The sequence below is a fragment of the Microbacterium sp. Be9 genome (assembly GCF_011754135.1).
GTDB lineage: Bacteria > Actinomycetota > Actinomycetes > Actinomycetales > Microbacteriaceae > Microbacterium > Microbacterium maritypicum_A.
Genome location: NZ_WNWT01000006.1, coordinates 546,680 through 559,552 on the forward strand (window position 1 = coordinate 546,680; position 12,873 = coordinate 559,552).

The following is a 12,873-nucleotide window of genomic DNA, read 5'->3' on the forward strand; positions in this document are numbered from 1 at the left end:
CGAGGTCACCCGCGGTCGATGCCGAAGAGATGACGGTAGATCGCGTTGACGTCGCGATCGAGGTGGTCCATGCGCTCATGCACCGTCCGGATCTCCGTGCGCACGCCGGCGAACTCGCTGCCGGTCTCCGTGCGTACGCTCGCGAACTCGTTCCGGAACTCGGTCCGCACGCTCGCGAACTCGTTTCCCATCTCTGTCCGCACGCTCGCGAACTCGTTTCGCATCTCGGTCCGCACGCTCGCGAACTCGTTCCGCATCTCCGTGCGCACGCCGTCGAACCCGTTCTGCATCGTGCGCAGGAACATCGTCGAGATCAGTGTGATGGTGCCGAACATCCCCGCGGCGAAGACGCCGATCAGTGTCCAGACCTGTGGTTCGGTCATCCCCAGCATCCCTTCAGTGTCCCCCGATCATCGTCGAGGGCGCCAGGGGCAGGCGACGTAGTATTCCGCGGATTCCAGCGGTTGTGAAGAAGTCGCGATCGTCGATGTCCGTGCAGGAACAGCCGGACGCGGCGGCGGCGTCAGACAGTGGCCGAAAGCCAGCGACCGGACCGCACCCGCCACCCCAGGGTGCCGAGGCGTGCGAGCAGGTAGACGCCGAAGAAGGCGACCGCGAGCCAGACGAGACCGGCGGTGCCATCGACCCCGGTGGCGGCGACGATCCAGAGCGCGGGCAGGAACGGCACCAGGTTCAGACCACCGGCGATCGCCAGGTATCGGGCGTCGTTCGCGCCCATCAGCACGCCGTCGAGCACGAAGACGACGCCGGCGATCGGCTGGGCCACGGCGAGCACGAGCAGTGCCGGCTGCACGAGCGCTGCGATCTCCGCCGATCCGGTGAAGACGATGCCGAGCACGCCCGAGAGCGCGGCGATCAGCCCGCCGACGGCCACGCCGAACCAGGCGCCCCACGCGACGGTGCGGGCCAGCACACGGTGCACCTGCTGCTCGTCCCCGGCTCCGAGCTCCTTGCCGATGAGGGCCTGGGCCGCGATCGCGAGTGCATCGAGGGCGAAGGCGGCCGCGGAGAAGATCGTGAAGACGATCTGCCACCCGGCCAGCTCGTCGGTGCCGATGCCGGTGGCGACGCCGACGGTCGCGAGCAGTGCGACGCGCAGGCTCACGGTGCGCAGGAACAGCCAGCCGCCCGACGTCGCGGTGTTGCGCATGCCTGCGCCCTGTGCGCGCAGCGAGGCGCTGTGCCGGGTGGCGAGGCGGCGCACCACCAGCACGTAGGCGGCGACCATTCCCCACTGCGCGGTCACGGTGCCCGCCGCAGAACCCGCGATGCCCCAGCCGAGTCCGTAGATGAACAGCCAGTTGAGCAGGGCGTTGGCCCCGAATCCGAGCCCCGCGATCCACAGCGGCGTCATCGTGTCCTGCATGCCGCGCAGCAGACCGGTCGCGGCGAACACGATGAGCATCGCCGGCAAGCCCCACATCGAGATCACGAGGTACTCGTTCGCCTGCGCGGAAACGGCTTCGCTCGCCCCGAACAGCGAGACCAACCAGGGGGAGGACACGGCGCCGATCACCGCGAGCACGGCGCCGAGCCCGAGCGCCAGCCACATGCCGTTGACGCCGACGGAGACGGCCTCGCCGGGCTGTCCCGCCCCGAAGCGGCGAGCGACCGCCGGGGTCGTCGAGTAGGCCAGGAACACCATCAGTCCGACGATCGTCTGGAGTACAGCCCCCGCGATGCCGAGCCCGGCGAGCGGAGTGGTCCCGAGATGCCCGACGAGCGCGGCATCCACGATCAGGAAGGCGGGCTCCGCGATCAGTGCGCCGAGCGCGGGGACGGCGAGCCGCAGGATCTCTCGATTGAGGGAGGCGCGCGCGGTCATCCTCCGAGCCTATGACCTGGGGCCGACCTCACCGGCTGCGGGCCCGATCCGGGCGGTGGCGGTCGTCGTAGGGTGGAGGGGAGCTCGGATGCCACGGAGGTGCATCATGACGGATCCCAGAGAAGCGGCCGCACGATATCTCGCGAGCAGACAGCACGGCGAGAGCGTGGACGGCGACGAGGAGTCGGGCACGCCGCCCGGGATCGCCGCGGCGGTCGATCGTGCCGCATTCATCGAGACGGCCATCCAGGTGGCGATCCGCCGGGGGGAGTTCGACGACCTTCCCGGTGCGGGCAAGCCTCTCGAAGGACTCGGCACCCATCACGACCCGGACTGGTGGATCCGTCGCAAGATCGAGACCGAGAACCTCACGGGTCTCGGTCCGCCGGCGATCCTGCTGCGCACCGAGGATCGGGAGCTGGACGATCAGCTCGACCTGCTGGGGCGCGAGTCCGATGTGCGCGACGTCCTCGAGGACTTCAATCGGCGAGTGCGGGAAGCGCGCCGCCAGCTGCAGGGCGGCCCGCCCGTGGTCACCTCGCCGCGTGACGTCGACGCCGAGGTGGCCGCCTGGGCCGAGCGTCGGGCGGCGCGCCCGAAGGCCGCGCCCGCCGAGCAGCCGCGACGCCGCCGCTTCTCCCTGCGACGCCGCGGCTGATACGGATGCGACCGGGCCCCCACCCGGCCGCACCCGCGTCCCCGTTTGAACGGTCGGGCTCTGCCGACGCTTCAGGCCTCCCACAGACCGGAAGTCGCAGCAGTCGCTTCGGTCGCTTCGCGCCGACGAGCGCGCAGCCATCCGTCCATCCCGAATCGTCCGGAGACGGTGAGGAGGAGCACGACTGCGGAGAGCACGACCATCGCCGGGTACTGGGCGATCAGCTGATCCGCGCTCCAATAGAGCATGAGCGTGCCGATCGACAGGAAAGCCGCGATCCTGGTCAGGAATCCTGCGACCAGCAGCACGCCGAGAGCGACCTCGAGAGCGGGCATCACCACGCCGAACACACCGGGCGCCATGCCCATGAACGACGCGAGCGGCTCGAAGAACCACGGCACCCGAGGGTTCCCCTCCGTGCTCTGCGCCACCAGCTCGATGTCGGCCGCTCCGAATCCGGCCCGGTACTTCAGGATGCCCTCGATCAGCCAGAGCACCCCGACCGCCACCCTGGCCCCGGCGCCGAGCAGCGAGAGGGTGAGGACGCCTGCGGGTCGCGATCCGATCATGAGAGCTCGGCTGCTCCGAACACGGCCTTCGCCTTGTCGCAGTGGATCACGACGTAGGAGTACTCCGAGGTGTCGACGCCGTCGAGCGTGAAGGTCTGGGTGGTGGTGTCGAACGAGACGGCATCCACGAGCATGCCCGCAGAGACGGCGGCCTCATCGGTGCCGTTCGTGAGGTAGACGTGCAGATCGGGGCCTTCATCTGACGAGAAGCCGGACAGGGCGATCTCGTCGTCGGTCACGGTGACGGTGCCCGACACCTTCTTGTCGTTCAGGCCCGCGAAGGTGCCCGTCTTCTCGGCCATGTCCATCTTCGTGGACGAGGTGCCGGAGTCGGCGCTCTGCGACGCCGAAGACGAGGGCTTGGCGTCTTCCGTCGCAGCCGGCGAGCTGCACGCCGACAGGGCCAGGGCGAGGGTGAGGGCCGCGGTGGCGGCGAGAGCGATCTTGCGCATGAGATTCTCCAGTTCACTGTGTGTGCGACTCTGTGCCCGGAGCGACGGATGCCGCGGCGGATCGCACTTCGATGAACGCTACGAACGCGCAGACGCCGGTGGAGAAGACCTTTCAAGACTGTAAGGAACCGGCCGGGGGTGTGCATCGCGCGACTAGTGTCGACCCCATGCAGGAGCCAGCCGAGGTCGTCGTGGTCGAAGACGACCCCACGGTCAGGGAGGCGGTGGGCGCCTATCTGCGCGCCCACGGCTACGCGGTCTCCAGCTTCGGCGACGGTGTCTCGGCGCGGACCGCGCTGCGCGGGAGCATCCCGGACGTGGTGATCGTCGACCGGATGCTCCCGGGCATCAGCGGTGATGAGCTGTGCCGTGATCTGCGCTCGTTCTCCGACGTGCCCATCATGCTTCTCACCGCTCTCGGACAGGTGGAGGACCGCATCGAGGGCTTCGAGTTCGGCGTCGACGACTATCTCGCGAAGCCGTTCTCGCTGCGGGAGCTGCTCATGCGCGTCGGTGCGCTGGTACGGCGCTCGCAGGTGACGCAGGCCGCGGTCGGCGAGGTGCGTGCCGGCGTGTTCGCGATCGATCCGCTCCGTCGGCGCGTGTGGGTGCGCGGCGAGGAGATCGCCCTCACCGGTCGTGAGTACGACCTGCTGCACTTCCTGGTGCGCAACGAGGGGCGCCCGCTCGGTCGCGAGGAGATCCTCCGCGAAGCCTGGGGCTGGAGCTTCGGCGAGGCCTCGACGGTCACCGTGCACGTGCGCCGGCTGCGGGAGAAGATCGAGGCGGATCCGCGAGACCCCGTCCACCTGCGCACGGAGTGGGGCGTCGGATACCGTTTCTCGGCAGAGGGGGATCACTCGTGATCATGCTCGCCGGGGCCGATGTGCTGCTGATCGTGATGACGTGCCTGCTCGTGGCGGTCTGCGTCGCGGCGCTCACGCTCGCCGTGCTGCGAGTGCTGCGCCGTCGCTCTGTCCGCGCGCAGTTGATGCTGGTCGCGAGCGCGGGGGTCGTCACGATGGCGGCCTCGGTCGTCGCGATCTCGCTGGAGATGTACATCTCGACGCACGACCTGACCGTGCTCCTCGTGGTGATCGGGGTGTCCCTTGTGCTCGGGATCACGACTGCCTGGGTGGTGGCCAGGGCGATGCGGTCGTCGTTCGATCGTCTGTCGGCATCGCTCGACGAGGTGGGCCGCGGAGGCGTGATCGTCGCCGAGCAGGGAGGATCGCGCGAGCTGGACGATCTGTCGGTACGGCTCGCCGAGGTGTCGGCGAAGGTGGATGCCGCGAATGCCGAGCTGGAGCGGCTGGACTCGGCGCGACGGCGGTTCTTCGCCTGGATCTCGCACGATCTGCGCACGCCCCTGACGGCGGTCCGTGCGCTCGCCGAGTCGATCGAAGACGGCGCGGCCGATGCTCCGGAGCGCTTCGCCGGGCAGGTGCGGGTGCAGGTGGAGACGATGAGCCGCATGGTGGACGACCTGTTCGAGCTGTCGACGCTGACCTCGGGAGCCGTGCAGCTGCAGACCCAGCAGGTCGAGCTGCTCGACGTGGTCTCGGATGCGGTCGCCGACGTCGCGGCCGCCGCAGATCGCCACGGCGTGCGCATCGTCGAGCGCGGCGTGGGCGGTCACGTGCTCTGGGCGGACCCGCATCAGCTCGGACGGATCGTCGTCAACCTGCTGACCAACGCGATCCGGCATGCGCCGCGCGGTACGGACATCGTCATCTCGGCCACCGAGGTCGAGCGGAACCGCCTCGTGCTCGGCATCCTCGATCACGGCGCGGGTGTCGCGGTGGAGGATCTCGACCGCATGTTCGACGTCGGCTGGCGCGAGGACGCGGCCCGCACGGCCCCGATCGACCAGGACGGCGTGGCTTCCGGGGCCGGTCTCGGCCTGTCGATCGCGCGCGGCCTGGCGCGTGCGCACGGCGGAGAGGTCTTCGCCGAGCGGACCGACGAGGGGTTCTGCATGAACGTGCTCCTGCCGTTCGGGGGAGGCGGGTCATAGGCTGGAGCGCATGACTGACGTTCTTCCCGTGGGCCTCGCCCTTGATGAGTTCAGCTCCGACATCCGCCCGCAGGACGACCTCTATCGTCACGTGAACGGGGCGTGGCTCGCCCGCACCGAGATCCCGGGCGACAAGGCGCGCTGGGGCTCGTTCCACCTCCTCGCCGAGCAGGCGGAGAAAGACGTGCGCGCGATCATCGAGGAGTCGCAGGACGCCGAGGAAGGGACCCTCGCCCGCAAGATCGGCGATCTGTTCGCGAGCTTCATGGACACCGAGCGCATCGATGCCGCCGGGGTGACGCCGCTGGCCGAGACCCTCGCCGAGATCGACGCGATCGACGGCATCCCCTCGTTCCTGCGCACCGTCGGCGCCTACGACCGCGACGGCCGTGCATCGGTCATCGGCCTGTACGTCGACGGCGACCCGGGCAACCCCGAGCGCTACCTTCCGGTGCTCGTGCAGGCGGGTCTGTCGCTGCCGGACGAGAGCTACTTCCGCCTCGACACGTTCGCCGCCACCCGGACCGCCTACCGTGCACACCTCGAGCGGCTGCTCGGCCTGGCCGGCGTCGCCGACGCCGCGACGAACGCCGACCGTGCGATCGCGCTCGAGACCGAGCTCGCCGGGCACCACTGGGACAACGTGCGCAGCCGTGACGCGGTGGCCACCTACAACTTCAAGACGTGGGACGAACTGCAGGCTCTCGCCGGGGTGGACCTGACCCCGTGGCGCGAGGCGGTCTCGCCGTCGAACCCGGCGGCCTTCGATGAGGTCGTGGTCTCGCAGCCCAGCTTCTTCGAGGGGCTCGGCTCGCTCCTGACGCCCGAGCGCCTCGACGACTGGAAGGCGTGGCTGCGTGCCAAGGTCGTGCACGCGGCGGCTCCGTACCTGACCGATGATCTCGTGCAGGAGAACTTCTCGTTCTACGGCACCGAGCTCACCGGCGTACCCACCATGCGCGAGCGCTGGAAGCGCGGCGTCTCGCTCACCGAGGGCGCGCTCGGCGAGGCGATCGGCAAGGTCTACGTCGAGCGGCACTACCCGCCGACGGCGAAGGCCGCGATGGACGAGCTGGTCGCGCACCTCATCGAGGCGTATCGCCAGAGCATCACCGAGCTCGCGTGGATGACGGCCGAGACCCGGGAGCGCGCGCTCGCCAAGCTCGACTCGTTCACCCCGAAGATCGGACACCCCGAGGTGTGGCGCGACTACTCGAGCCTCGAGATCGATCGGGCCGACCTGTTCGGCAACGTGCGTCGCGCATCGATCTTCGAGCACGACCGCAACGTCGACAAGGTCGGCAAGCCCATCGACCGCACCGAGTGGCACATGCCGCCGCAGATGGTCAACGCGTACTACAACCCGTCGATGAACGAGATCGTGTTCCCCGCAGCGATCCTGCAATACCCGTTCTTCGATGCCGGTCGCGACGCCGCCGCGAACTACGGGGGCATCGGGGCGGTCATCGGTCACGAGATCGGCCACGGATTCGACGACCAGGGCAGCCGCTACGACGGCGACGGCCGGTTGCAGGACTGGTGGACGGATGCCGACCGCTCGGCTTTCGAGGAACGCACGAAGGCCCTGATCGCGCAGTACGACGCGCTCGTCCCCGAGGGGCTGGATGCCGAGCACCACGTGAACGGCGCGCTCACGATCGGCGAGAACATCGGCGACCTCGGCGGACTCGGCATCGCGTTGAAGGCCTACGAGCTGTCGTTGGACGGCGCGGAGGCCCCGGTCATCGACGGGTACACGGGCGTGCAGCGCCTGCTGCTGTCGTGGGCGCAGGTGTGGCAGCAGAAGAGCCGGGATGCCGAGACGCTGCGCCTGCTGACGATCGACCCGCACTCGCCGAACGAGTTCCGCTGCAACCAGATCGTGCGCAACATCGACGCCTTCTACGAGGCGTTCGGAGTGAGCGAGACCGACGCCCTCTGGCTGCCCGCGGCATCGCGAGTGACCATCTGGTGACCAATCGTCGCACTCTGTGAAGCATCCCCCGGCGGTGGGGTTACGATAGCCCTGCCGCTGGGGAGCGTCTCCCCTCGGTATCCCGCACATCCACCCCCCTAAGGATCAGCGTGGGCGCTCTCGAGCCTGGTGAAGGCTTCCGCAACTCCTCGGCCCCCGAGTCCCTCGACGGCGCCCCGGAGGCATCCGGCGCGGGTCGCCGCTCCCAGCGCACCAGCCGTCGACTCCCGCGACGAGCCGCCGCCGGACGCCGGTCGTTCACGGCCACCCTCCGCTCGCTGGAGGGGCTGGTCGATGCCGGTGCGCAGGTCTCGGTACACGTCGTCGACCTCGACAACCACGTGCACGTGCTTGCCGGCGACGACCACGTCACGATGCCGATCGCGGGCCTCGGCGTGGTGCCGCTCCTGATCGAGGTCGCTGCGGGCTTCCAGAGCGGTGCTCTCGATCCGTTCGAGATCGTCGAGCGCGAGAGTGTCGAGGCGGTGGAGACCTCGGGACTGTGGCGTCATCTGCATGCGCCGGCGCTGCCCCTCGAAGACCTCGCCGTGATGGCGGCGACCGCGGGAGATCCCATCGCGGTGAACGCGCTGCTGCAGCGGGTCGGACACGATCGGGTGCGCGAGCGCATCGAATCGCTCGGGCTGCGTCGCACCGCGCTGCTCGACCGCTTCCGCGACCGCCGCGGGCCCGACGACGCCCCGCAGGTCGCCGTGGGATCCGCGCGGGAGCTCGCCGGGCTCTTCTCCGCTCTGGTGAACTCGCAGGTGGTCGACGCCGCCGTCAGCGCGCAGGTGTCGGAATGGCTGAGCCTCAACCAGGATCTGAGCCTGGTCGCAGCCTCCACGGGTCTCGACCCGTTCGCGCACGATCACGATGCGCACGGCCTCCTGTTCGTGAACAAGACCGGTCGCGATCGCGGAGTGCGCGCCGAGGCAGGTGTGCTCGCCGGTCCTCGCGCCGGGGTCGCCTACTCGCTCATCGTGTGCTTCGACGACCTCTCGATCACGCATCGCCTGCGTGCGCACGACGCCTTCCGGGTGCTCGGCGTCGAGCTCATGGAATACACGCACTGACCCAGGGGTCCCCTCGCTAGCATCGAGGGATGCCGCGATCTGACTGGACCCCGCACCGCCGTGACGACGGCGAGCTGCTCGGATGGATCCACCCCGATGGAGACGAGTGGGTGCCCGTCGACGTTCTCGGGCGACCCGTCTCCGCTCCCGCGGAGTGGCTCGATGCGGAGGCTGCTCTCGAACAGCACGGCATCGCCTGGCTCGCCGACCCGTGGATGCTGGACGGCGAGGACGAGCGCCCGCTGCGGGTGCGCATCCTCGAGGTGACTCCCGACGAGCACGACGCCCCGGGACGGATCGTGGTGAAGATCGACGACTTCGGCGATATGACCCGTCCAGCGACCACGCAGTTCATCCTGTCGTGGCCGATCCCGGACCGGCTGCGCCCACCGCGCGAGGACGACCCGGATCCGCGCACGATCGCGCGCTGAGGTGGATCGCTGACGGGCTCAGTCGGGCAGTGACGGATGCTGCTCCGCTGCGCGCTGCCTCGGGATGAAGAGCGACAGCACCACGGCGATCGCCCCCGCGGCGATCGCGAGCCAGAAGCACACCTCGAACGCGGCCCTGGTGGGAACGGCGACACCGTCGATGTCCATGCTCATCGCGGCCAGGACGCCACCCATCACGGCTGAGGCTCCCGACGTTCCGATCGACCGGAACAGCGCGTTCAGCCCGTTCGACGCTCCGGTCTCGTTGGCCGGGACGGAACGCATGATGATCATCGGCATCGCGGCGAACGTGAAGCCGATCCCGACGCCGATCAGCAGGTTCGCGATGAGGACGTGCCACACCTCGCTCGACCACAGCAGCACGAACACGTAGGCGAGCACGATCGCGGTGGCGCCGACCGTGAACAGCGGGCGCGGACCGACCGTGCGCTCGAGCCAGCCCGAGAGCGGCGAGATCACCATCATCACCAGGCCTGCCGGCATGATCACGAGTGATGCGGCGACCATGTCGAGGCCGAAGCCGCCACCGGTGGCCGGCGCTTCGAGCATCTGCGGGAACGTCACGTTCGAGGCGAAGAGCGCGAAACCCATGCCGATCGCGGCGATGTTGGTGAACAGCACCGCCGGCCGCGCGGCGACGCGGAGATCGAGCAGAGGGTCCGTGGTGCGCAGCTGGTACCAGCCCCACACCAGGAGCACCGCGAGTCCGCCGATGATGCACGTGAGCGTCAGTGGTGAGGTCCAGCCCCACTGCGCGCCCCGCGAGACGAAGAGAAGGATGCCGGTGAGGCCGATCGCGAGGCCGATGGCGCCGATCACGTCGAGTCGGCCGGGGGAGCGCAGCACGTCCTCGGGGATCACCGCGATCACCAGCGTGAGGCCGACGGCACCGAGGGCGGCCGCGAGCCAGAAGAGCATGTGCCAGTCGGCGTTCTGGGCGAGGAGGGCGGCCACGGGCATGCCGATCGCCCCACCGACGCCCATCGTCGCGCTCATGAGGGCCACGGCGGTGCCGAGGCGCTCGGGTGGCAGCACGTCGCGCATGATCGCGATGCCGAGCGGCACGACGCCCGTGACTGCGCCTTGCAGAGCCCGGCCGATGATCACGCCGACGATCGAACCGGAGACCGCGGCGATCACGGAACCGAGGATCAGGATCGCGAGGAGCGCGATCACGACGCGGCGCTTGCCGTACATGTCTCCGAGTCGGCCCGAGATGGGGGTGGCGACCGCGGCGACGAGCAGGGTGATCGTGACGACCCAGGTCGTGTCCTCGCGCGAGGCGTTCAGCAGTTGCGGCAGCTCGGCCTGCAGCGGCACGACCAGCGTGAACATGAACGACGAGCAGAGACCCGCGAAGGCGAGCACGGCGACGATCGCCCACTTGGGAGGGGTGCGGGAGAGCCGCTTCCTGGCCCTGTCGTCACTCGCACCCACCGGCTCAGGCTATCGGCGATCGAGCGGTGCGGGGTCGATCAGCGGATGCGATCCGCGGCTCCGATTCCTCGAACGGGCCGAGGAGGGGCAGACTGGGTGCGTGCGAACCATCCGTGATCTCGACACCGTTGAACTCATCCTCGACGCGCAGGGCCTGCTCGACTCCATCCGGGGTCCGCAGCGCGTGGTGGATGCCGGAACCCTGCGTGCCCTGCAGCAGTCGGGCAACTACGTCGTCGGCTTCTTCGACGGTGAGGGCGACGACGAGCGCATGGTGGGCGCCTCCATCGCCTTCTTCGGCGAGCCCGCGCGCCGTGCGATGCACTCGCACATCACCGCCCTGCTCCCCGAATACCGCGGTCGCGGTTGGGGTCGCGAGCTCAAGGAGCACCAGCGCCAGTGGGCGTTCTCCCGCGACGTCGGCCGCATCACGTGGGTGTTCGATCCGCTCGTGGCACGCAACGCGCACTTCTTCTTCACCGTGCTCGGCGCACGCGCGACCGGCTACTCGGTCAACCGCTACGGCATCTTCGGCGGCGGCGACGCGGGCGATGAGAGCGACCGCCTCGATGTCGAGTGGGCGCTCGCCGACATCGCCAAGCCTCCGGCCGACGACACGGTCGTGGAGACCCTCGAGATCCCGGCCGACATCGAGGCGCTGCGCGTCTCCGATCCTGCGGCCGCTCACGAGTGGCGCCTGCGCCTGCGTGCGCAGATGGAGGGTCTGCTCGGCAGCGGCCTCCGGATCGCCGGGTACGACACCGCGCGCGGCTACCTCTTCACGGCCTGAGAGGATCCGTTTCACCGCGTGATCTGCGGACGCGGAGCGCTCAGCGCACCCCGCGCATGAGCTTCAGCACGGGCTTCACGCTGAGCAGCAGCCCGATGCCGACCACGATGGCGATGCCGCCGAGGATCGAGAAGAAGGGCACCTCGTTCTCCGGGTCGTAGAACTGCACGAGCCAGCCGGAGATCGCTGTGCCCAGCGCGATCGACAGGAAGAACAGCGCGACCATCTGCGTGCGGAACACGGTCGGCGCGAGCTTGGTCGCCGCCGACAGGCCGACCGGCGAGATGAGCAGCTCGGCCACGGTGAACACGAAGAGGATCCCGACGATCGCGAGCAGCGGCGTGGAGTTCGCTCCTCCGCCGGCGAACGGCAGGAAGAGCAGGAACGCCGATCCCATGATGATCGCGGCCAGCGCGAACTTGACCGGGGTCGAGGGCTGTCGCTTCCCGAGCTTGGTCCAGATCGCCGCGAAGACGCCGGACAGGATGATGATGAACACCGGATTGATGGACTGCACCCACGACACGGGCATCTCCCATCCGAAGAGATTCCGGTCCAGGCGCTGGTCGGAGTAGATCGTCAGCACGGTGAACTGCTGCTGGTACAGCGACCAGAATGCGACGCTCGTGATGAACAGCGGCAGGAACGCCCACACCCGGGAGCGTTCGGTGGCGTCGATGCGACGGCTGCCGAGGATCACCGAGAAGTAGGCGACGGCGGCGACGATCGTGACGCCGATCACGAGGGTGGCGAGGTTGTCGGGCCGGATCACGCCGGTCAGCACCAGGACGGCGACGAGTACGACCGCGCCACCGGCGATGAGCCCGACCAGGAAGTAGCGGGACTTCGGGAGCGGGTTCGGCACCTCCCGCGCCGAGGCGGGCAGCGACGTGCGGCCGAACGCGTACTGGATGAGTCCCAGCGTCATCCCGATGGCCGCGAGTCCGAAGCCGTAGTGGAAGCCGAGCGAGGACTGCAGGATGCCGGTGAGGATCGGACCCAGGAAGGCGCCGAGGTTGATGCCGAGGTAGAACAGCGAGAACCCGGCGTCCCGTCGCGGGTCGTCAGCGCTGTAGAGACTGCCCACGACCGACGTCGCATTGGCCTTGAGTCCACCGGAGCCGAGTGCGACGAGCACCAGGCCGACGCCGACACCCACCGCTCCGGGGAGCAGGGCGAGGGCGAGGTGTCCCGCCACGATCACCATCGCGCTGACGAACAGCACCCGCTCCGCGCCGAACAGGCGATCCGCGAGCCACGCGCCCAGGATCGTCGAGAGGTAGACCGATCCTCCGTACGCGCCCACGATGCCGCCCGCGATCGCCTTGGGGATGCCGAGGCCGCCTTCGGTCAGCGAGAAGTACAGGTAGATGAGCAGGATGCCCTGCATGCCGTAGAAGCTGAAGCGCTCCCACATCTCCACGCCGAAGATGTGCACCAGGGCCCACGGTTGCCCGAAGAACCGGGTGTCGTCGTCGCGGGTCCGCGGTGTTCGCGCTGCAGTGCTCATCCCCAGGACGCTACTCCGGCGCAGCCGCCGGGGCCAGGGAGCGCGCGGGAACCACGGATAGAATGAGGTGCCCGTGTTCACGGGTTTCCTC

Annotated in this window: 13 protein-coding genes; 7 read left to right on the plus strand and 6 right to left on the minus strand. The window is 69.2% G+C overall.

All coding sequences use genetic code 11. The features are described 5' to 3' along the window. Positions 1-5: 5 nt before the first annotated feature. Both GLO27_RS13450 and GLO27_RS13455 read right to left on the minus strand, forming a co-directional pair. Positions 6-383, minus strand: coding sequence for a hypothetical protein (locus GLO27_RS13450; protein WP_031206665.1), 378 nt, complete (start codon positions 381-383; stop codon positions 6-8). 140 nt (positions 384-523) lie between these two features. After that, positions 524-1,846, minus strand: a complete 1,323-nt coding sequence (locus GLO27_RS13455; RefSeq protein WP_021198243.1) for an MATE family efflux transporter — start codon at positions 1,844-1,846, stop codon at positions 524-526. A 106-nt stretch (positions 1,847-1,952) separates the two neighbouring features. Between GLO27_RS13455 and GLO27_RS13460 the strand changes: the two genes are divergently transcribed. Beyond that, complete coding sequence (locus GLO27_RS13460; protein ID WP_021198244.1) at positions 1,953-2,504, plus strand: DUF1992 domain-containing protein; 552 nt, start codon at positions 1,953-1,955, stop codon at positions 2,502-2,504. A gap of 71 nt (positions 2,505-2,575) precedes the next feature. Here the strand turns inward: GLO27_RS13460 and GLO27_RS13465 are convergent, their stop codons facing one another. Together GLO27_RS13465 and GLO27_RS13470 are read right to left on the minus strand one after the other, a co-directional pair. Beyond that, complete coding sequence (locus GLO27_RS13465) at positions 2,576-3,073, minus strand: DoxX family membrane protein (RefSeq protein ID WP_167255322.1); 498 nt, start codon at positions 3,071-3,073, stop codon at positions 2,576-2,578. Next, positions 3,070-3,525: a DM13 domain-containing protein gene (locus GLO27_RS13470; protein ID WP_167255324.1), complete on the minus strand. Its 456-nt coding sequence runs from the start codon at positions 3,523-3,525 to the stop codon at positions 3,070-3,072. The genes GLO27_RS13465 and GLO27_RS13470 overlap by 4 nt, the downstream gene beginning before the upstream one ends. 167 nt (positions 3,526-3,692) lie before the next feature. Between GLO27_RS13470 and GLO27_RS13475 the strand changes: the two genes are divergently transcribed. The 5 genes from GLO27_RS13475 (at position 3,693) to GLO27_RS13495 (ending at position 9,024) form a co-directional block, all read left to right on the plus strand. Beyond that, positions 3,693-4,391, plus strand: a complete 699-nt coding sequence (locus GLO27_RS13475; protein ID WP_167255326.1) for a response regulator transcription factor — start codon at positions 3,693-3,695, stop codon at positions 4,389-4,391. Between the two features lie 2 nt (positions 4,392-4,393). Beyond that, the gene (locus GLO27_RS13480) at positions 4,394-5,542 is read left to right on the plus strand and encodes a HAMP domain-containing sensor histidine kinase (RefSeq protein WP_167256181.1); all 1,149 of its coding nucleotides are present in this window, start codon (positions 4,394-4,396) and stop codon (positions 5,540-5,542) included. Between the two features lie 10 nt (positions 5,543-5,552). After that, on the plus strand, positions 5,553-7,517 hold the full coding sequence (locus GLO27_RS13485; protein ID WP_167255328.1) for a M13-type metalloendopeptidase: 1,965 nt from the start codon (positions 5,553-5,555) through the stop codon (positions 7,515-7,517). A gap of 110 nt (positions 7,518-7,627) precedes the next feature. Next, positions 7,628-8,593, plus strand: a complete 966-nt coding sequence (locus tag GLO27_RS13490) for a serine hydrolase (protein ID WP_167255330.1) — start codon at positions 7,628-7,630, stop codon at positions 8,591-8,593. 29 nt (positions 8,594-8,622) lie between these two features. Then, a complete protein-coding gene (locus tag GLO27_RS13495; protein ID WP_167255332.1) occupies positions 8,623-9,024 on the plus strand; it encodes a hypothetical protein in 402 nt (133 codons plus the stop codon). 18 nt (positions 9,025-9,042) lie between these two features. Here the strand turns inward: GLO27_RS13495 and GLO27_RS13500 are convergent, their stop codons facing one another. Further along, the gene (locus GLO27_RS13500) at positions 9,043-10,482 is read right to left on the minus strand and encodes an MFS transporter (RefSeq protein ID WP_167255334.1); all 1,440 of its coding nucleotides are present in this window, start codon (positions 10,480-10,482) and stop codon (positions 9,043-9,045) included. 100 nt (positions 10,483-10,582) lie between these two features. On the opposite strand from GLO27_RS13500, the gene GLO27_RS13505 reads away from it, so the two are divergent. Continuing rightward, positions 10,583-11,272, plus strand: coding sequence for a GNAT family N-acetyltransferase (locus GLO27_RS13505; RefSeq protein WP_029258551.1), 690 nt, complete (start codon positions 10,583-10,585; stop codon positions 11,270-11,272). Positions 11,273-11,312: 40 nt separating this feature from the next. Here the strand turns inward: GLO27_RS13505 and GLO27_RS13510 are convergent, their stop codons facing one another. Next, entirely contained in the window at positions 11,313-12,782 is a 1,470-nt protein-coding gene (locus GLO27_RS13510) for an oligopeptide:H+ symporter (RefSeq protein WP_167255336.1), read from the minus strand. Between the last annotated feature and the right edge of the window lie 91 nt (positions 12,783-12,873).

Excerpts from the sequence above, each read along its gene's own strand:
- GLO27_RS13450 (WP_031206665.1), bottom strand. The coding sequence starts at position 383 with ATGACCGAACCACAGGTCTGGACACTGATCGGCGTCTTCGCCGCGGGG.
- GLO27_RS13455 (WP_021198243.1), bottom strand. The coding sequence starts at position 1,846 with ATGACCGCGCGCGCCTCCCTCAATCGAGAGATCCTGCGGCTCGCCGTC.
- GLO27_RS13460 (WP_021198244.1), top strand. The coding sequence starts at position 1,953 with ATGACGGATCCCAGAGAAGCGGCCGCACGATATCTCGCGAGCAGACAG.
- GLO27_RS13465 (WP_167255322.1), bottom strand. The coding sequence starts at position 3,073 with ATGATCGGATCGCGACCCGCAGGCGTCCTCACCCTCTCGCTGCTCGGC.
- GLO27_RS13470 (WP_167255324.1), bottom strand. The coding sequence starts at position 3,525 with ATGCGCAAGATCGCTCTCGCCGCCACCGCGGCCCTCACCCTCGCCCTG.
- GLO27_RS13475 (WP_167255326.1), top strand. The coding sequence starts at position 3,693 with ATGCAGGAGCCAGCCGAGGTCGTCGTGGTCGAAGACGACCCCACGGTC.
- GLO27_RS13480 (WP_167256181.1), top strand. The coding sequence starts at position 4,394 with ATGCTCGCCGGGGCCGATGTGCTGCTGATCGTGATGACGTGCCTGCTC.
- GLO27_RS13485 (WP_167255328.1), top strand. The coding sequence starts at position 5,553 with ATGACTGACGTTCTTCCCGTGGGCCTCGCCCTTGATGAGTTCAGCTCC.
- GLO27_RS13495 (WP_167255332.1), top strand. The coding sequence starts at position 8,623 with ATGCCGCGATCTGACTGGACCCCGCACCGCCGTGACGACGGCGAGCTG.
- GLO27_RS13510 (WP_167255336.1), bottom strand. The coding sequence starts at position 12,782 with ATGAGCACTGCAGCGCGAACACCGCGGACCCGCGACGACGACACCCGG.